General features: G+C 38.5%; 20 protein-coding genes and 1 tRNA gene. 12 read left to right on the top strand and 9 right to left on the bottom strand.

Going from position 1 to position 17,283, the window contains the following annotated elements; all coding sequences use genetic code 11:
• Positions 1–15: 15 nt before the first annotated feature.
• On the top strand, positions 16–1,002 hold the full coding sequence (gene bioU / locus A5482_RS11185) for a (S)-8-amino-7-oxononanoate synthase BioU (protein WP_069789342.1): 987 nt from the start codon (positions 16–18) through the stop codon (positions 1,000–1,002).
• 69 nt (positions 1,003–1,071) lie between these two features.
• On the opposite strand, the gene A5482_RS11180 is transcribed toward bioU, so the two are convergent.
• The gene (locus A5482_RS11180) at positions 1,072–1,563 is read right to left on the bottom strand and encodes a hypothetical protein (RefSeq protein ID WP_069789341.1); all 492 of its coding nucleotides are present in this window, start codon (positions 1,561–1,563) and stop codon (positions 1,072–1,074) included.
• A 277-nt stretch (positions 1,564–1,840) separates the two neighbouring features.
• Between A5482_RS11180 and A5482_RS11175 the strand changes: the two genes are divergently transcribed.
• Positions 1,841–3,925 carry a M3 family metallopeptidase gene (locus tag A5482_RS11175; RefSeq protein ID WP_069789340.1) on the top strand — a complete coding sequence of 695 codons (2,085 nt, stop codon included), beginning with the start codon at positions 1,841–1,843 and terminating at the stop codon, positions 3,923–3,925.
• A 72-nt stretch (positions 3,926–3,997) separates the two neighbouring features.
• Positions 3,998–4,567, top strand: a complete 570-nt coding sequence (locus A5482_RS11170; protein ID WP_069789339.1) for a Uma2 family endonuclease — start codon at positions 3,998–4,000, stop codon at positions 4,565–4,567.
• A 110-nt stretch (positions 4,568–4,677) separates the two neighbouring features.
• Here the strand turns inward: A5482_RS11170 and A5482_RS11165 are convergent, their stop codons facing one another.
• Positions 4,678–5,637 carry an orange carotenoid-binding protein gene (locus tag A5482_RS11165; protein WP_446684843.1) on the bottom strand — a complete coding sequence of 320 codons (960 nt, stop codon included), beginning with the start codon at positions 5,635–5,637 and terminating at the stop codon, positions 4,678–4,680.
• 211 nt (positions 5,638–5,848) lie between these two features.
• Here A5482_RS11165 and rpiA point away from each other — a divergent pair, with 211 nt between their 5' ends.
• The 3 genes from rpiA (at position 5,849) to A5482_RS11150 (ending at position 7,700) form a co-directional block, all read left to right on the top strand.
• Positions 5,849–6,559 carry a ribose-5-phosphate isomerase RpiA gene (rpiA, locus tag A5482_RS11160; RefSeq protein ID WP_069789338.1) on the top strand — a complete coding sequence of 237 codons (711 nt, stop codon included), beginning with the start codon at positions 5,849–5,851 and terminating at the stop codon, positions 6,557–6,559.
• A gap of 112 nt (positions 6,560–6,671) precedes the next feature.
• On the top strand, positions 6,672–7,010 hold the full coding sequence (locus tag A5482_RS11155) for a hypothetical protein (RefSeq protein WP_069789337.1): 339 nt from the start codon (positions 6,672–6,674) through the stop codon (positions 7,008–7,010).
• Positions 7,011–7,175: 165 nt separating this feature from the next.
• The gene (locus tag A5482_RS11150; protein WP_069789336.1) at positions 7,176–7,700 is read left to right on the top strand and encodes a DUF421 domain-containing protein; all 525 of its coding nucleotides are present in this window, start codon (positions 7,176–7,178) and stop codon (positions 7,698–7,700) included.
• A 125-nt stretch (positions 7,701–7,825) separates the two neighbouring features.
• On the opposite strand, the gene A5482_RS11145 is transcribed toward A5482_RS11150, so the two are convergent.
• Together A5482_RS11145 and A5482_RS11140 are read right to left on the bottom strand one after the other, a co-directional pair.
• Complete coding sequence (locus A5482_RS11145; RefSeq protein ID WP_069789335.1) at positions 7,826–8,962, bottom strand: glycosyltransferase; 1,137 nt, start codon at positions 8,960–8,962, stop codon at positions 7,826–7,828.
• Positions 8,963–9,068: 106 nt separating this feature from the next.
• Positions 9,069–9,341 (bottom strand): hypothetical protein, encoded by a 273-nt coding sequence (locus A5482_RS11140; protein ID WP_069789334.1) that lies wholly within the window; start codon positions 9,339–9,341, stop codon positions 9,069–9,071.
• A 165-nt stretch (positions 9,342–9,506) separates the two neighbouring features.
• Here A5482_RS11140 and clpB point away from each other — a divergent pair, with 165 nt between their 5' ends.
• The gene (clpB, locus tag A5482_RS11135; RefSeq protein WP_069789333.1) at positions 9,507–12,101 is read left to right on the top strand and encodes an ATP-dependent chaperone ClpB; all 2,595 of its coding nucleotides are present in this window, start codon (positions 9,507–9,509) and stop codon (positions 12,099–12,101) included.
• Between the two features lie 153 nt (positions 12,102–12,254).
• Here the strand turns inward: clpB and A5482_RS11130 are convergent, their stop codons facing one another.
• Positions 12,255–12,635, bottom strand: a complete 381-nt coding sequence (locus A5482_RS11130) for a phosphomannose isomerase type II C-terminal cupin domain (protein ID WP_069789332.1) — start codon at positions 12,633–12,635, stop codon at positions 12,255–12,257.
• Positions 12,636–12,667: 32 nt separating this feature from the next.
• Positions 12,668–13,069, bottom strand: a complete 402-nt coding sequence (locus tag A5482_RS11125; protein ID WP_069789331.1) for a DUF4359 domain-containing protein — start codon at positions 13,067–13,069, stop codon at positions 12,668–12,670.
• A 70-nt stretch (positions 13,070–13,139) separates the two neighbouring features.
• On the opposite strand from A5482_RS11125, the gene A5482_RS11120 reads away from it, so the two are divergent.
• Positions 13,140–13,212 (top strand) — tRNA-His (locus A5482_RS11120).
• A gap of 105 nt (positions 13,213–13,317) precedes the next feature.
• Here A5482_RS11120 and A5482_RS11115 read toward each other — a convergent pair.
• Entirely contained in the window at positions 13,318–13,680 is a 363-nt protein-coding gene (locus tag A5482_RS11115) for a hypothetical protein (RefSeq protein WP_069789330.1), read from the bottom strand.
• Positions 13,681–13,719: 39 nt separating this feature from the next.
• Between A5482_RS11115 and A5482_RS11110 the strand changes: the two genes are divergently transcribed.
• On the top strand, positions 13,720–13,998 hold the full coding sequence (locus A5482_RS11110; protein WP_069789329.1) for a DUF6439 family protein: 279 nt from the start codon (positions 13,720–13,722) through the stop codon (positions 13,996–13,998).
• Positions 13,999–14,015: 17 nt separating this feature from the next.
• On the opposite strand, the gene A5482_RS11105 is transcribed toward A5482_RS11110, so the two are convergent.
• Positions 14,016–14,468, bottom strand: coding sequence for an ATP-binding protein (locus A5482_RS11105; protein WP_069789328.1), 453 nt, complete (start codon positions 14,466–14,468; stop codon positions 14,016–14,018).
• A gap of 337 nt (positions 14,469–14,805) precedes the next feature.
• On the opposite strand from A5482_RS11105, the gene A5482_RS11100 reads away from it, so the two are divergent.
• Complete coding sequence (locus A5482_RS11100; RefSeq protein ID WP_069789327.1) at positions 14,806–16,005, top strand: GTPase family protein; 1,200 nt, start codon at positions 14,806–14,808, stop codon at positions 16,003–16,005.
• Between the two features lie 59 nt (positions 16,006–16,064).
• Here A5482_RS11100 and A5482_RS11095 read toward each other — a convergent pair whose 3' ends face one another.
• Positions 16,065–16,406 carry a histidine triad nucleotide-binding protein gene (locus A5482_RS11095; protein ID WP_069789326.1) on the bottom strand — a complete coding sequence of 114 codons (342 nt, stop codon included), beginning with the start codon at positions 16,404–16,406 and terminating at the stop codon, positions 16,065–16,067.
• 130 nt (positions 16,407–16,536) lie between these two features.
• Here A5482_RS11095 and A5482_RS11090 point away from each other — a divergent pair, with 130 nt between their 5' ends.
• Positions 16,537–16,743: a hypothetical protein gene (locus tag A5482_RS11090; RefSeq protein ID WP_069789325.1), complete on the top strand. Its 207-nt coding sequence runs from the start codon at positions 16,537–16,539 to the stop codon at positions 16,741–16,743.
• An 80-nt stretch (positions 16,744–16,823) separates the two neighbouring features.
• The gene (locus tag A5482_RS11085; protein ID WP_069789324.1) at positions 16,824–17,162 is read left to right on the top strand and encodes a phage holin family protein; all 339 of its coding nucleotides are present in this window, start codon (positions 16,824–16,826) and stop codon (positions 17,160–17,162) included.
• The last annotated feature ends 121 nt before the right edge of the window (positions 17,163–17,283 follow it).

Raw genomic sequence — 17,283 nt, 5'->3', positions numbered from 1 at the left:
TAAAGTAAAGATTTTATGAGTAATAAAAAGATTAGAGTAGGTTTATTAGGTTTTGGTGGTTTAGGACAAGCTGCGGGAAGAATTTTACAGCCTAAATCCGAGATGCAATTAGTAGCGGTTGCCGATCGCCACGGATACGCTTATAATAACTCAGGGTTAGACATTGATCAATTAATTCACACCTACCACGAAAAAGGCTCTACAGGATACGCAGAGGGTGGGGTAATTAGTGATAACAGCATCGAAGAATTAATTAATCAAGCTGATGTAGATGGTTATTTCCTCGCTTTGCCCAACTTGCCCAATACATTTATGGCAGATGTTACCCGTCAATTTATTAAGAGTGGTTGGCAAGGGGTATTAGTAGATGCACTCAAACGTACCAGCGCCGTGGAACAATTATTAACCCTAAAAGAAGATTTGCAAAAGTCTGGTATTACTTACCTCACTGGTTGTGGTGCTACTCCCGGATTACTCACCGCTGCGGCTGCCGTTGCTGCCCAAAGTTTTGCCGAAATTCATAATGTTAAAATTACCTTTGGGGTAGGTATTGCCCATTGGGAATCCTATCGCGCCACCATTCGGGAAGATATTGCCCATATGCCGGGGTTTGATGTGGATAAAGCCAACGCCATGACTGATGCGGAGGTAGAAGCCTTTTTGGATAAAACCAACGGTATCCTAACCCTCGAAAACATGGAACACGCCGATGATATTATGTTAGAACTGGCGGGTATATGCGATCGCACTCAGGTATCCGTGGGGGGTGTTGTCGATACCCGTAACCCCAAAAAACCCATCAGCACCAATATAAAAATCACTGGACGCACCTTCGAGGGCAAAATCTCCGCCCATACTTTCACCCTTGGAGATGAAACCAGCATGGCAGCCAATGTATGTGGCCCCGCCTTCGGTTATCTCAAGGCAGGTGTAAAATTAAGGGAGAAAGGCATTAATGGTTTATTAACCGCCGCCGAAGTAATGCCTTTGTTTGTCAAATAAATGTAGGGTGGGCATTGCCCACCAATATCTCAAAATACTTTATTAAGATTCCTCATCTTGATTTTTGGGCTATTTCTTTCTTCTCCGATCAATCCGATCTTTTATCTCCGTTCCACGTTTAAAATGTTCTTCACTTTTAATAAAATTTTCCTCACTTTTATCCTGTTCACTTTTTTTTTTGGCATATAGATTGCTTAAGAAAAAATGCGCTTGATAACTTTCATATAGCTTCATAGCCTCTAATCCACACTGTTCAGCCATTGATAAATTGCCTAAATCAAGAAATGCTCCCCCTCTTGTCGTTAAAATAGCACTTTTTACCCGTGCATCAGCATAGACTTTTTTCTTTAAGAACTCATCAGTTAATTTAAGAACTTCTTCAGGATTTCCGAGCTTTCGCAAACATCCACATATTTGTGTGATAATCCAAGTCTTTTTGGTCTTTTCATATAGCTTTTCGTAATAAATCACTAAAGTTTCATATAACCTATGATCCTCTAGCCATTTAATCTCATCAATGGCGTCAACATCGGTAGTATTTTGATGATGATTTTTTCTCATGAGTTCATCGTCTGAATCGATTTTTATAAGAATGGGATACAGAGGGCTAGATAGTGACTCACTTTTATAGGTTTGTGCCTTATACTTCTTTTTCAGTTTAATAAAATGCTTAATTTCTGAATCTTTAGAATTTTCTTACATATCAATATATCTTATTATGGTTATACTTTATATATATTAACCGTCAATTCCCAATTGTGTAGTACAATCTACACCCAAACAACCGCCCAAATCCCTTAATATTGAATGTAAAGAGATATTAAGAGAAAATTAAAATATGACCACAACAACGGTAAAAAATCCCCTGCTAATTGGTAAAGGATTACCCCCCTTTGCAGACATAAAACCTGAGCATATCGTGCCAGGCATAGAAGAATTATTAACAGAGTTAGAGACTGAATTAACTAAGCTAGAAGAAAATATAAACCCCACATGGGAAGGCTTAGTAAACCCCCTTAACGACATAGAAGAAAGACTGCGCTGGAGTTGGGGCATTATCGGGCATTTGATGGGAGTAAAAAATAGCCCTGAGTTGCGCACCGCTTACGAAACGGTACAACCAAAATTAGTACAATTTGCCAGTAGATTGAGTCAGAGTAAACCCATTTATGAAGGTTTTGCCAAAATCCAAGCTAGTGCAGACTGGGATAAATTAGAATCCGCCCAACAGAGAATTATTGAGTCTGCCATCAAAGAAGCGGAATTGTCAGGGGTTGCCCTTGATGGTGAAAAAAAAGAGCGTTTCAATGAAATTCAGTTACAACTAGCGGAGTTATCTACTAAATTTTCTAATAATGTCTTAGATTCTACCAAAGCCTTTCAATTAAAATTAACTAAACCAGAAGAAGTGGATGGTTTACCAGCTAGTTTATTGAGTTTAGCTGCCCAAACCGCAAGGATGGAAGGAGAGGAAGAAGCTACTGCGGAAAAAGGTCCTTGGATTATAACTTTAGATTATCCTAGTTTTGGCCCTTTCCTTAAATTTAGTACCCAAAGAGACTTGAGAGAAAAGGTTTACCGTGCTTTTGTTACCCGTGCTAGTGAGGGAGACACTGACAATAATCCTTTAATTACGAAGATTTTAACCCTAAAACAGGAACAGTCTGAAATTCTAGGGTATGATAACTATGCGCAAGTGAGCCTTACTCGTAAAATGGCTGACAGTGTGGAAGCAGTGGAGAAACTCTTGGAAGAGTTGAGGGTGGTTAGTTATGATGTGGCAAAAGAGGAGTTAGAGGAGTTAAAGGCTTTTGCCAAAACTGAGGATTTGAAGCCTTGGGATTTGAGTTTTTGGGCGGAAAAACAAAGAGAGTTTAAATTTAATTTTACCGAGGAAGAGTTACGCCCTTATTTTTCCCTTGAGAGGGTATTGGATGGCTTGTTTGGTTTGGCGAAAAAGATTTTTGGGGTGACAATTACCCCTGCTGATGGTATGGCACCTATATGGCATGAGGATGTCAAATATTTTGAAGTGGCGGATGAGAATCACGAAACCATGGCTTATTTTTATCTTGATGCCTATTCGCGCCCTGCGGAAAAAAGAGGGGGTGCCTGGATGGATGATTGCGTAGGTAGGGCAAGAATTGAGGAAAATGGGGTGGTAACTACCCGTTTACCTGTGGCTTATCTTACTTGTAATCAGTCTCCCCCTGTGGATGGTAAACCTAGTTTGATGACTTTTGGGGAGGTGGAAACTCTTTTCCATGAGTTTGGGCATGGTTTACAGCACATGTTAACTAAAATTGACTATATTGGGGCTTCTGGTATCAATAATGTGGAATGGGATGCGGTGGAGTTGCCTAGTCAGTTTATGGAAAATTGGTGTTTGGAAAAAAGTACCTTGTTTGGTATGGCGAAACATTATGAGACTGGGGAGACTTTACCGACTCATTATTATGAGAAGTTAGTGGATTCCAAGAATTATATGAGTGCTACTGCGATGTTACGTCAGTTACATTTTAGTTTATTGGATTTGGAGTTACACGCCCGTTATACTCCTAGCGATGAGGTTTCCCCCCATGATGTGGCACGGAAGTTGGCACAAAAAACCATGGTGATGTCTCCTTTACCTGAGGATAGATTTTTATGTGCTTTTGGGCATATTTTTGCGGGGGGGTATGCCGCTGGTTATTACAGTTATAAATGGGCTGAGGTGCTTAGTGCTGATGCTTTCTCGGCTTTTGAGGAGGCAAATTTAGAGGATGAAAGTGCGATCGCCCTTATCGGTAAACGTTTCCGTGACACCGTCTTAGGCTTGGGGGGTAGTTTATCACCCATGGAAGTATTTAAACAATTCCGAGGACGTGAACCACAAACGGAGGCATTATTAAGACATAGTGGATTACTTGCCACCGCTAGTTAATTAGTTATGGGGTGGGCATGGCTCACCCTAGTTATTTTATAATCGATAAAAGGCACAAGGGAGAATATAAGTATGGTTGCCCAACTCACCAAACAGCAATATACCATAGAGGAATATTTAGAATTAGAAAGCCAAGCGGAAATTAGACATGAATATATAGATGGAGAAATACTAGAAATGGCAGGAGGCACGACAAATCATAATGAAATTATCACAAATCTGTGTGTCATACTCAAACCATCGTTACGGAAACTGAAAGGAAAAATATATACAGAAAATGTACGTTTATGGATTGCTTCGGCGGAAATGTTTACCTATCCTGATGTGATGGTAATAGCCGAAAATCCCGAATACCATGGAGAAAACAAAACCACTGTAACCAATCCCATTATTATCATCGAGGTTTTATCTAAATCCACCAGAGACTATGATTTAGGTCGTAAATTTGAATATTATCGTAGTTTAAATTCTCTCCAAGAATATATTTTAATTGATCCAGAAAAACCCTTGGTAATGAGTTATAGCAAAAATAATAATCAACAATGGTCACTAACAATCCTTGAAAATATTGATGATAAATTAAACTTAAACTCAGTGCCTGTAGAGCTTATTTTGAAAGATATTTATGATGGTATTGTTTAAATTTTTGTTACTACAAAATGGATTATATTTGAGAAATTAAGTCAAACGAAAAAAAGAGTTTCCCACCTAATAGAAAACTCTTTTATCAACTAATTAAACCTTAGAAAAAATTAACGAATTAAATTTAATAACTCTTTAGGAGAAGCGAGTAAATCGATCGCAACGAAGAATATTTTGCCATCAGGATTAAGTAGAAAACGCCAAGCGATGTTCATTCCCACGTTACCACCAAACCAAGGAGTTTGTACCTTACCAGTAACCTTGATTTGAGTATATCCATCGTCCGCAGGTTCAGTAATACCTCTTTCAGGAATTAGCTTGAGGTTTTGACACTCTTCTTTGAAGAAACGGAAAATATTGTCTTTACCTACGATAGGACGTTTAAAAGGAGGTTGAAGCGCTCCGTCAGCAGTAAATAATGTAATTAAAGTCTCAAAATCATTGGCATTAAGATTGTCCATGTAATCAAGGACAGTTTTGTTAGTAACACCCTCAATGGATACGTTTGTTCTTTGGTTCATATCCTTGGGAGGGGCAACAGGCTCAGATACAGGAGTATAGTTTTCGAGCTTACTGACATCATAACCCATGTCAACCACGGCATTACGTAGAACAGTAATTTGTTGACCAGATTCTAAACCTTTAATAGTATTTAAAACTGAATTAGCGTTAGCAGATAGCTTATAACCTTCAGGAATGGGTGCAACGATACCTTCCTCCATAAACTTACCTAACTGATACCAAAAACCTAATTTAATATTAGGAGACCATCCCCCATAAGTGCGACATAAAGGAGTATCCGCACGGTTGGCTAAGTCACACATTGCCTGAGATTGTTCTTGAAAACTCATTTTTTTGATTTCTTCAAGGGTGGACTCTGCCAACACCATACTAGCGGCTCCAGGGGCTGCAATGGTAATGGTTTTCCCCATTTCTAAATATGCAAACCAAATCAAAGCAAGTTGATCTTCTGCATTTAATTGGGTAAATCTGGCCACAGTTGCAGGAACTGCATCGGCGGAGAGAGTACTGGGAAAAATGTTTCTGGCTGAATCAATGGTAAAAGGCATAAATTGCTCCATTTCACTAACTATATAGTCTCAATTTAACACAGGGTCATTAAGATAAATTTAAAGTTAAGGTGTGGATTTTGCACCAAGTCTTTTAGATAAATGTGTGATATTGCTGCCAGATTTTATCCATAAAGAAAATATTTGCCTAATGAATGGTTGATCCCTGATAATTGAGCATTGACTATTAAAATAAAACAGAAATTAAGAAATAATTATGACAACAGATCCAGCTACTTTAATGAAACAAGAAGTGGGTAAAGCCGCCGCTGCTCGGGTAAAATCTGATTCTATTGTAGGTTTGGGTACCGGTTCTACCACTGCTTTTGCTATTCAATATATTGGTGAAAGGTTAGCCAGTGGAGATTTAAAAAATATTGTGGGAGTCCCTACTTCTTTTCAGGCAGAAGTATTGGCGAAAAAATATGGTATTCCTTTGACTACTCTAGATGCGATCGCCCATATCGATGTCGCCATTGATGGTGCTGACGAAGTTGATCCTCAAAAAAACCTGATCAAAGGTGGTGGTGCTGCCCATACCCGTGAGAAAGTAGTTGATAGTCTTGCCAAAGAGTTTATTGTGGTGGTAGATAGCGGTAAATTAGTTGATAAACTAGGCTCTACCTTCCTTTTACCCGTAGAGGTTATTCCCATGGCCGTTACCCCTGTCATGCGCAAATTAGAAGAGTTGGGAGGTAAACCTGACCTAAGAATGGGAGTTAGAAAAGCAGGTCCTGTGGTGACAGATCAAGGTAACTTAGTTATTGATGTTAAGTTTGATGATATATCAGATCCTGCAACCCTTGAGGCTACTATTAATAATATTCCTGGAGTATTAGAGAATGGATTATTTGTCGGTGTTGCAAATATCATTTTAGTCGGTGAAATTATTGACGGGAAACCCAACGTTCGAGAATTTTAAAATCTGATGATGGCTATTCTCCCCCACTCATATTATTTACTCATGTTAATATTAAGGGGGGGAAGTTTAGACTTTTTCCTCTTGCCTCGTTAGTGAAAGAATAGTTAATAAAATGTTTTCTTTTCGTCCCAAATTTTCTAAAAAAAAGAGTCCTCCTCCTACTCCCACCATAAAAGAACGACCTAAAAGATTAGTTAAAATACCGTATCATTTTCAGAAAAACGATATTATTACTTATTCTGACAAGGAGATTAAAAGAGAGTTGTATAAATACCCTGGGCTGTTAAAAACTTTGGGTCATGCCTATGATTATCAAATTATTTATACTAGCCCAAACATTAGAACTGATTACTGGTTTTGCCGGGATTTACCTACGACTACGAAGTTATTAAAATATCTCAATGAGCAAGGATGGACTGTTGATTGGCAAGAGAAACCTTTTATTTTGTAGTTGCCATTTACCATCACCTAAACAAGATTTACGAATACTACCAGCAAAATCCTTCTAGGCTATTAGATTTATTTGACTGTGTTAGCATAACGACCATAGAGGGGAATGTGCAACCTAACATACTCTGCTACAAGGTAAAATAATCACTTTGCATCAGGAGATTTAATGTTCTTTAATACGTGGCAGGGATTAGGGCGAGTCATTATCGTTGGAGTTTTGGCTTATACAACCCTAGTAATTTTTCTTCAATTTTCGGGGAAACGTACACTCTCAAAGATGAATGCTTTTGACTTAGTGGTAACAGTTGCTCTTGGTTCAACACTGGCAACAATTCTCTTATCAAAAGATGTCGCTCTTGCTGAGGGTTTACTTGCTTTATTTTTATTGATTGCACTTCAATTTTCCGTAACATGGCTATCTGTGCGTTTTCCTACCATAAAAGAGCTAGTCAAGTCAGAGCCAACGCTTTTATTTCATCAAGGACAAATGTTACAGAGTACATTGCGATCGCAACGAGTAACCAATGAAGAAGTACGGGCAGCCATTCGTAGCCAAGGTATCAGTCAGATGAGTGAAGTTGAAGCTGTAATCCTAGAAACAGATGGTAGTCTTAGTATTCTTCGTGCTACGAAACAACCCGTAACTACGGCTCTTGATGATGTGAATAATTATCCATCCCCTTCTGGTTAATATTAAACAATAAGGGTTACAGTATTAAAAAGTAGGAGGTTTGATAGAAATTGACAAACAAATCATGCAAATCCTCCCATAAATAAAAGTAACTTATCCAATGACAGAACCAGAAATATCTATAGTTAAGCTGCCAAAAGTCCTTTATCAGAAGAAGATAGCACCCCTTGATAATAGTTTTCTAATTGACGAGTAGCAGCCGCCCAGCCCCATTTTTCTGCTTCTAAACGAGCATTTTGTCTCAATGCTTCTCTTTCGTCTTTTTGGGCTAATAATCTTTGGGTAGCGGCGATCGCCCCTTGAGGATCATCAGGTTCAAACATATAACCATTTACCCCATCGGTGACAATGTCAGGAATACCACCCCTTCTGGCCGCCACCACAGGACAACCTGCCGCCATGGCTTCGAGTAATACCAAACCGAGGGTTTCCGTGGAAGAAGGAAAAATAAAAGCATCTGCCGAGGCATAGGCTTCCCCTAACTCTTTACCATGGAGATAACCCACAAAATTGGTATTTGTACCCGCAAAAAACTGTTCTAACTCGGCCCTCGCTGGCCCATTACCCACAATCGCCAATCTTGCATTGGGGATGCTTTCTAACACTGGTTTAATTTTATCAATTTGTTTTTCGGCTGATACTCTGCCCACATATAAAAGTAACGGTGCGTCAGGATTACCCTGCGAGAGGCGATCGCGCATATCTTTAGACACTAAACTAGGGTTAAACGATTCTGTATCCACCCCCCTCTGCCATAAATCTACCCTTTCGATGCCGTGATTTACCAACTCATCCACCATGGCTGTAGAGGTACATAAATTCAATTTTGCTTGGTTATGGGCTAATTTTAATAATTCCCACAATAAACCTTCCAAAGCACCTACATTGTAGTGGTGCAAATATTGCGGTAAATGGGTATGATATGAAGCAACCAAAGGAATATTTAATTTTTTTGCGTAATATATACCCCCTACTCCCAACACTGCAGGATTTACCACATGGACTAAATCAGGTTTAAATCTTTGTAATGCAAAACGAATGGAGGGATTAGGAATCGCCAACTTTAACTCAGGATATAAAGGTAAAGGAATCCCTTTTATACCGTTAATTTTCGCCCCTTTATACTCTTTTAAACCACCTTCTGGGGAGAAGATTAAAACTTGATTTCCTTGTTTTTGTAAATGCTCAACGGTATGTTTTAAACGAGTTACGATACCGTCAACCTTGGGCAAAAATGTTTCGGTGAATAAGGCTATACGCATAAAAAAAAGGATTAATTCATAGATCGTTAATTTAACTCATTACTATATCGTAGATTTTGCATAAATCAATAAAATTATTAATTATCTATTTTTCCCTTTTTATAGATCATTCAAGGGAAAGAAGAGAAGAATTGCCCACAATGGGACTTAAAAGGGAATTTAATTCTCCCCCTGCAAAAAATGTCTTTCTATCGTTAGTCAATAGCTGTTGAATGCCTTGGGGATGATTGATAAAAACTAATGGTTCATCAAATCCTGCTGGTTTACTCATAAAAATGTCGGGGCATTTTATCACTGCCTGACGCATATATTCAATAGGATTTACAATCCATAAAACTTTTTTTCCTAAACCTGTGAAGATGGTTTTTATGTCTTTCATGTTCCCTTTAAACTGAATCCCAATCCCATTGTAATGTACTGCAATTATTCATTATCAATTCTCCATTCCCTATTATTTATGTAGGGTATTCCGTCCTCTATTAGTTCATCTGTGCCATTAAAATTAAATTAAGGATTTATTTATATTTAATTTTTTATAAAGAAAATGCAACCTAATAACCCACAACAATTTACGGAGAAGGCTTGGAGTGCGATCGCCCGTACCCCAGATATAGCCAAGGAAAACAACCATCAACAGATTGAAACCGAACATTTATTAAAAGCATTATTAGAACAAAAAGGACTAGCCGTAAGCATCTTTAACAAAACTGATGCTAATGTTAATCGTTTGTTAGAAAAAACAGAGCAATTTATTGCTAGTCAACCTAAAGTAAAAAACATTGGAGAATCAGTCTATTTAGGGAAAGGATTAGATCGTCTTTTAGACCAAGCAGAAAACTATCGCAAAGAATTTAAAGATGATTTTATCTCCATAGAACATATCATTCTTTCCTATGCAAAAGATGATCGTTTTGGGAAGAATTTATTAAAAGAATTCAACCTAGATGAAAACAAACTAAAAACTATTATTAAAGATATTAGAGGAACTCAAACAGTGACCGATCAAAACCCCGAAGGAAAATACGAATCTTTGCAAAAATATGGCAGAGATTTAACCGAATTAGCTAGAAAAGGAAAACTCGATCCCGTTATTGGTCGTGATGATGAAGTACGCCGTACTATTCAAATACTCTCCCGTCGTACCAAAAATAATCCCGTCCTCATAGGCGAACCAGGAGTAGGTAAAACCGCCATTGTGGAAGGACTTGCCCAACGTATCATTAACCGTGATGTACCAGAATCATTATTAGATCGTACCCTCATCGGCTTGGATATGGGGGCGCTGATTGCGGGGGCAAAATATCGGGGGGAATTTGAAGAAAGACTCAAAGCCGTCTTAAAAGAAGTCACTGAGTCCGAGGGTAATATTATCCTCTTTATCGACGAAATCCATACCGTTGTCGGTGCAGGGGCAACCCAAGGCGCCATGGATGCAGGAAACCTTCTCAAACCCATGTTAGCGAGGGGAGAATTGCGTTGTATCGGGGCGACTACCCTTGATGAATACCGTAAATATATCGAAAAGGATGCGGCGTTGGAAAGACGTTTTCAATCGGTATTTGTGGGGGAACCCAATGTAATCGATACGGTATCTATTTTAAGGGGTTTAAAAGAACGTTATGAAGTCCATCACGGGGTCAAAATTGCCGATGGTGCTTTGGTAGCCGCTGCCATGCTTTCGGATAGGTATATTAGCGATCGCTTTTTACCCGATAAAGCTATTGATTTAGTAGATGAATCTGCCGCTAAATTGAAGATGGAAATCACCTCAAAACCAGAGGAATTAGACGAAATTGATCGCAAAATTTTACAACTAGAAATGGAGCGTTTATCCCTCAAAAAAGAGGAAGATTTAGCATCTGTGGAAAGAAGAGAAAAATTAGAGCAAGAATTGGGAAATTTGAAGGAAAAACAAAGCACTTTTAATGCTCAGTGGCAAAGCGAAAAAGAAATCATCGATAAAATTCGTACTTTGCGCGAATCTCTTGAGCAAATTAACGTGGAAATTCAACAGGCAGAAAGAAATTATGATTATAATAAAGCTGCTGAATTACGGTATGGCAAGTTAGCGGATGTACAAAAAGAGGTAAAAGAAAAAGAAGCCCTCTTGGCGGAAAAGCAAACTAGCGGAAAATCTCTGTTGCGGGAGGAGGTGCAGGAGTCGGACATTGCTGAAATTATCTCGAAATGGTCGGGTATTCCTATTAGTAAGTTGGTGGAATCGGAGAAGGCAAAATTATTGCACCTTGAAGATCAACTCCATGAAAGGGTAGTGGGTCAAGAAGAGGCTGTAACCGCTGTTTCTGATGCCATACAGCGTTCTCGAGCAGGGTTAGCAGATCCCAATCGTCCTACTGCTAGTTTCATCTTTCTCGGCCCTACAGGGGTGGGTAAAACGGAGTTAGCAAAAGCCCTTGCCCAGATTTTGTTTGACACGGAAGATGCGATCGTACGTATTGATATGTCAGAATATATGGAAAAACACACGGTATCCCGTCTCATGGGAGCGCCTCCAGGGTATGTGGGTTATGAGGAAGGGGGACAACTCACGGAAGCTATTCGCCGTCGTCCTTATTCGGTAGTATTATTTGATGAGATTGAAAAAGCCCATCCTGATGTGTTTAATGTCATGTTACAAATTTTGGATGATGGACGCTTGACGGATTCCCAAGGGCGCACGGTAGATTTTAAAAATACTATCATCATCATGACCAGTAATATCGGTTCTCAGTATATCCTTGATTTGGCGGGGGATGATGCCCAATACGAAACCATGCGCACAAGGGTTATGGATGCCATGCGAGATAGTTTCCGCCCTGAATTTCTTAACCGTATTGATGAGATTATTATTTTCCACAGTCTCCAAAAATCCCAGTTACGCCATATCGTCAAGTTACAGGTTAACCGCCTTGAGGAGCGATTGGCGGAGCAAAAGTTGTCTTTAAATATCACTGATGAGGCTCTCGATTTCCTTGCTGACATTGGTTATGATCCTGTATATGGCGCTCGTCCTCTTAAACGGGCAGTACAAAGATACCTCGAAACTGCGATCGCCAAGGCCATTCTCAAAGGAGAATTTAAGGATGGAAACACTATTAATGTCACAGTAGAGGATGAAAGATTAGCCCTTACATCATAATTTTGACCACTGAGGACTAATTATTCATTATTCGCCAAAAGACAAGGGGTTTAAACCCCTTGCCTAAAATGATTGGTGGAAACGCTCTAACTAGAAATATTTAACTATTCTCTTTTCTTTGCCCTAATTACTCCACTTTTTCACCTAATATTATCAATTTCTTTCAGCATCATCAAAACGAATAATATCATCATCTCCTAAATATTCTCCATTTTGAATCTCAATCATCACCAGAGGAATCACCCCCGGATTTTCCACTCGGTGACGGATATTCATGGGTACATAGGTTGACTGCTTCGGTAACAATAATCTTTGCTCCCCATTAAAAATAACCTTGGCAGTACCCGCCACCACCACCCAATGCTCACTGCGATGATAGTGCATTTGGGTACTGATATGATGACCTGGTTTGACTATAATACGATTGATACGGTAATAAGGGCCTTCTTCCAAGAGAGTAACAGTACCCCAAGGAGGGTTACGGGTATATTCTGATTCTTGGGCTTCTTGATCTCGATTAGTGGTTTCTGTCATGGCTGATTATCAAAAATTAAGCAGATCAATTATTAATTTTGATCATACAACTGATTCACGTCTAGGACATAAAAATTGTTGAAAACTCCAATGGTTCTGAATTTATAAAGATAAAGATTTGTTTCGTAAATGCTTAACACCATATAATCTTTTTTCTGGGTAGTTTCTCTTACCACCCTCGGAATTTGACCTTTACCCGCTTCTACCATCATATGGCATACTTGGCTTTTGACCACTTGGTCTAATCCAGAAGCCCCAGCCTGACAAAGATTTTCCTTGGCATAAAGAGATAGTTTTTCTTCCGCAAACTCTTCGTATTGTTTCTGATTGGGATTTGTAAACATTAAGATACCCCCAAATATCGCCAACGTTGTGCCGCTGACAATGGCAATGGTGGACAACGAGAGACTTTTTGATGGTGCAAGAGGGTTCATAAAAAAAATCCGCAGATTACCTAGACTATTTTAATACTTTTATGTTATAATTAATAATCGTAATGACATGGCGAGCGTAGCCAAGTGGTTAAGGCAGTGGATTGTGGTTCCGCCATTCGTGGGTTCGAGTCCCATCGTTCGCCCTTTCAAGTATGATGTTGTCTTTGGCAATTATTATATCATTTTTATTATTTGGTGGTTACATATTTTTATTAACAAGATATTTAACCGAGTGTTTTATCCATGGGTTAGGTGCTGAGGCTTTTGAGAATCCAGCCGATAATGATTCCGAAACCCCCAAATCTGACTATTTGCCAAAAGGGTTCGTTTAGACTACTCCATTTAAACAACTGAGTTTCTAGTCTTACTTCTATTTCTTCTAGTTGTTGGTTGATTAGGTTTATTTCGGTTTTGATGGAATTTTGGGAATTTCTTTTGAGTTGTTTTTCCAGTTCTTTTTTTTCTTCTTTTAATACTTTTTGACGGATTTGATCTTTTTCTACCTGATTATAACGCTGTTTCAGCTGGGCGATCGCACTTTCAAGCTCAAAAATAGCACCACCTAAATCAAAATCATCATTATCAGGGGAAGAGTTTTCACGCTCAGACATTCTAAAATAAAAAGTAAACGATCCATTAAATTGTACAACATGACTATCTCATCAGAAACAAAAACTATTTCGGAATTAACTACCCTCGAATTAGCCCAACTATTAGCCGAAAAAATGACCATTAGCTCTTATGATTGGCATAAACAAAAAAATAATCGTAAAGCCCAAGCAGGGCAACAACTAGCCTCTAGCTTAGTATTTCTTTTAAATAATCAACCAGAAGAAGCCCTCGCAAGAGTTAATCAAGCCCAAGGATGGTTAAATAAAACCATCAACCCCCTACCTTGCCCAACCCATGGCAATCATAAGCAATCTTAAGGCTCAAAAAAAATCCCCTAAAAAGCTGTAACGGCTTTACGGGGAAAAAAGTGGTGATGCACTTGTTTACACAGTTTTACCTGAGTACCTTGTTTATTCCATAAAACTCGATCAAAAATGTGGTGCAACATACACAACCCTCGACCATTTTCTGATTCTTCGGGGGGAAATTTATCACTTTTGCTGTAACATTCACACTCGAAAAAACCCGTACCTTGATTACAAATTAACCATGAATACTCGCCCTTTTTATAAGCAAATTTTACCACCACAGGCTTACTAGGATCCAAACCATTGCCATGTTTTGCCGCATTAACTAGGGCTTCTTGTAAACCTAATCTAATTTCTGGGTGTAATTCTTTAGGTATTTTGGTTAATAATAAATCTAACACAGGACAAAGATAGAGGGTTGAAGGAAAACTTACGGTTTGCCATTTCCCAGTGTGAAGGGGTATTGTCATGGAAATCATGTCTTTATATCTCCCGATAATTGATTGAGCAGTGGAAGGTAGAAGTTTTTGGTTGTCTCAGGGACACTCGAGGCTATCACTTCTTAGAATGGGTTTTAAAGGATGAAGAGGGTGAGATGTTTTTGGTAACATGATAATCTTTTAGGATGCTCAAAGCAATTGCTTATATAGAAAAAGTTAACTTTCGCTTTTTCCTTAATGGTATTGTATAGCTTTTTTTGTCTATTGTTTCGCTTTTTATGTAATTTTACTTAAACTTACACAATTATTATATCACAGTTTAGAGTCTGGATAATTGATAATAAATTCATAAATAATAATACATAATAAATAATTGATGAAATTTCGACCAATAAAACGTATCGCCCATAAAACCGTTAACCTATTCCGTGTAGATGAAACTCAGGTGGCGGAAATTTTAGAGTCAGTGCGATCGCAACTTCCCACCACCGAAGCCCTTTTGATTGGTAAACCCCAAGCAGGAAAAAGCTCCATTGTCAGGGGATTAACTGGGGTAGGGGCAGAAATTGTGGGGCAAGGTTTTCGCCCCCATACCCAATATACGGAAAGATATGCTTATCCTTCGGAAGATTTACCCCTCCTAATTTTTACTGATACTGTAGGTTTGGGGGATGTGGAAAAAAATACTGAGGCAATTATTGAGGAATTAAGCCAAGAATTAGATAAGGAAACAGGCAAGGCAAGGATTATTATTTTAACGGTAAAAATTAATGATTTTGCCACCGATAGCCTTAAAGAAGTGGCGGTAAATTTACGAAAAAAATACCCTCAAATTCCCTGCTTATTAGCGGTAACTTCCACCCATGAGTTATACCCCATGGCCATGGAAAATCATCCCCCTTATCCTCCGAATTTACCTGATATTGCAAGGGCTTTTAATGAGATTAAAAATAGTTTTTTAGGTTTATATGATCGAGGGGTTTTAATTGATTTTACCCTAGAGGAGGATGGTTATAATCCTGTTTTTTATGGTTTAGATGCCATGGTAGATAACCTTGCTCAACTATTACCAGAGGCGGAATCCAAGACTATTTATCAACTGTTGGATGAAAAAGCAGGTTCACAGTTAGGGAACATCTATAAAGAAGTGGCAAGGCGTTATATTCTCTCTTTTTCTATCATTGCTGGTACTGTGGCAGCGGTGCCTTTACCTTTTGCGACAATGCCTGTATTGACTGCCCTAGAGGTTTCTATGGTGGGGCTTCTAGGTAAATTATATGGTCAAAATATTAGCGTTTCTCAGGCGGGGGGCATAGTAAGTGCGATCGCAGGGGGATTTTTAGCCCAAGCTATCGGTAGAGAATTAATCAAGTTTATACCTGGTTTCGGTAGTGTTATCGCCGCTTCATGGGCTGCCGCCTATACTTGGGGATTGGGGGAGGGGGCTTGTGCTTATTTTGGAGATGTTGTGGGGGGCAAAAAACCCGATCCCGATAAGATTAAAAAAGTAATGCAAAATGCTTTTCAAGAAGCAAAAGAAAGATTTAAAAAAGCCTCAGAAAAAACAGAAAATTAAATGGGGTATGGCAATTTTGCTAATAAACAAAAATTGGATAATGAAAAGGTAAATATTATTTAACCAGGGGGCCATTTTAAGGGGCGATCGCCTAGTATATGTAAATGTAGATGATCGACAGTTTGCCCTCCATCATTACCATTGTTAATTACTACCCGATAACCGTTGATTAAATTTTCTTGGGCGGCTACTTTTTTGACAGTAAGAAGTAAATGTCCTAATAAAGATTCATCCTCAGATTGAGCATCATCTATCCTGATAATGGGTTTTTTGGGTATAACAAGAATGTGAGTGGGGGCCTGGGGGGCCACATCCCGAAAAGCTAAACATAAGTCATCTTCATACACTATATCAGCTGGTATTTCACGGCGAATTATCTTACTAAAAATGGTTTCGCTCATAATTCTTTTAGCTATCAATTTTATGGGTTGGTTAACTAATCTTTGATTATATCTCGCAAAGACCCAAGGAAGGCAAAGGAATATTTCTTGATTAAATTGATGTGTTATTATCTGAGCAAAAAGGGTAACTATGGATAGCGAAGAGTTAGCAAAGTATATTGAGCAAACAGAAAGTATTTCTAAGCCTTGGTTATTGGTGCAACTACGACTGAAAAAGTTGCAAGAAAATAGACAGAATATATCGGCTGAAGATTATGACCAAAAATTAGCAGAAATTTATGATGATTTAATGAAACTCGGAGAATGGTGGCAAGGAATAGAAGATCAAGTTTTTTAAGAAATGATACTGAAAAAAATGTTAAGAAAAAATCAAATTGATTATAATCAAAACACGATAAATCTAACTACAAATTAACTATGGTAGAATTCATTATTACCCTATCCATCACAGCGGTGTCTATGTACATAGCATCCGTGATTATACCAGGCATCATCATGGAAAGTGCAGGGGCGGCATTTATTGGAGCTTTTGTACTAGGCTTGGTAAATGGGATCATTAAACCTATTTTAGTCTTTTTTACTTTCCCCATAACCATCGTTACTCTGGGTTTATTTCTGTTAGTAGTAAATGCCATTTGTTTTTCTTTGGTGGGCTACTTTACCCCAGGCTTCAGAGTAGGAGGATTTCTAAATGCCTTATTTGGTTCCGTAATTGTCTCAATTGTATCGGCTACAATTAGCCAACTCGTCTTTTAGAATCAATATTAATAATTAAGCATTTTTTTTCATAATTAATCTACAGCAAAACAGAGAAAGTTAAACTCTAATTCTTGATTATTTTGCCCCTAACTCCTTTAAGAAAGGAGAGGGGATATTT

The organism is Cyanobacterium sp. IPPAS B-1200 (assembly GCF_001747005.2).
GTDB lineage: Bacteria > Cyanobacteriota > Cyanobacteriia > Cyanobacteriales > Cyanobacteriaceae > Cyanobacterium.
This window is presented reverse-complemented; position numbering and strand designations above follow the sequence as displayed.

Excerpts from the sequence above, each read along its gene's own strand:
- A5482_RS11165 (WP_446684843.1), bottom strand. The coding sequence starts at position 5,637 with ATGCCTTTTACCATTGATTCAGCCAGAAACATTTTTCCCAGTACTCTC.
- A5482_RS11095 (WP_069789326.1), bottom strand. The coding sequence starts at position 16,406 with ATGAGCGAAACCATTTTTAGTAAGATAATTCGCCGTGAAATACCAGCT.
- A5482_RS11180 (WP_069789341.1), bottom strand. The coding sequence starts at position 1,563 with ATGAGAAAAAATCATCATCAAAATACTACCGATGTTGACGCCATTGAT.
- clpB (WP_069789333.1), top strand. The coding sequence starts at position 9,507 with ATGCAACCTAATAACCCACAACAATTTACGGAGAAGGCTTGGAGTGCG.
- bioU (WP_069789342.1), top strand. The coding sequence starts at position 16 with ATGAGTAATAAAAAGATTAGAGTAGGTTTATTAGGTTTTGGTGGTTTA.
- A5482_RS11170 (WP_069789339.1), top strand. The coding sequence starts at position 3,998 with ATGGTTGCCCAACTCACCAAACAGCAATATACCATAGAGGAATATTTA.
- A5482_RS11175 (WP_069789340.1), top strand. The coding sequence starts at position 1,841 with ATGACCACAACAACGGTAAAAAATCCCCTGCTAATTGGTAAAGGATTA.
- A5482_RS11085 (WP_069789324.1), top strand. The coding sequence starts at position 16,824 with ATGGTAGAATTCATTATTACCCTATCCATCACAGCGGTGTCTATGTAC.
- A5482_RS11130 (WP_069789332.1), bottom strand. The coding sequence starts at position 12,635 with ATGACAGAAACCACTAATCGAGATCAAGAAGCCCAAGAATCAGAATAT.
- A5482_RS11125 (WP_069789331.1), bottom strand. The coding sequence starts at position 13,069 with ATGAACCCTCTTGCACCATCAAAAAGTCTCTCGTTGTCCACCATTGCC.
- A5482_RS11115 (WP_069789330.1), bottom strand. The coding sequence starts at position 13,680 with ATGTCTGAGCGTGAAAACTCTTCCCCTGATAATGATGATTTTGATTTA.
- A5482_RS11110 (WP_069789329.1), top strand. The coding sequence starts at position 13,720 with ATGACTATCTCATCAGAAACAAAAACTATTTCGGAATTAACTACCCTC.
- A5482_RS11090 (WP_069789325.1), top strand. The coding sequence starts at position 16,537 with ATGGATAGCGAAGAGTTAGCAAAGTATATTGAGCAAACAGAAAGTATT.
- A5482_RS11150 (WP_069789336.1), top strand. The coding sequence starts at position 7,176 with ATGTTCTTTAATACGTGGCAGGGATTAGGGCGAGTCATTATCGTTGGA.
- A5482_RS11155 (WP_069789337.1), top strand. The coding sequence starts at position 6,672 with ATGTTTTCTTTTCGTCCCAAATTTTCTAAAAAAAAGAGTCCTCCTCCT.
- A5482_RS11140 (WP_069789334.1), bottom strand. The coding sequence starts at position 9,341 with ATGAAAGACATAAAAACCATCTTCACAGGTTTAGGAAAAAAAGTTTTA.
- A5482_RS11100 (WP_069789327.1), top strand. The coding sequence starts at position 14,806 with ATGAAATTTCGACCAATAAAACGTATCGCCCATAAAACCGTTAACCTA.
- A5482_RS11105 (WP_069789328.1), bottom strand. The coding sequence starts at position 14,468 with ATGATTTCCATGACAATACCCCTTCACACTGGGAAATGGCAAACCGTA.
- A5482_RS11145 (WP_069789335.1), bottom strand. The coding sequence starts at position 8,962 with ATGCGTATAGCCTTATTCACCGAAACATTTTTGCCCAAGGTTGACGGT.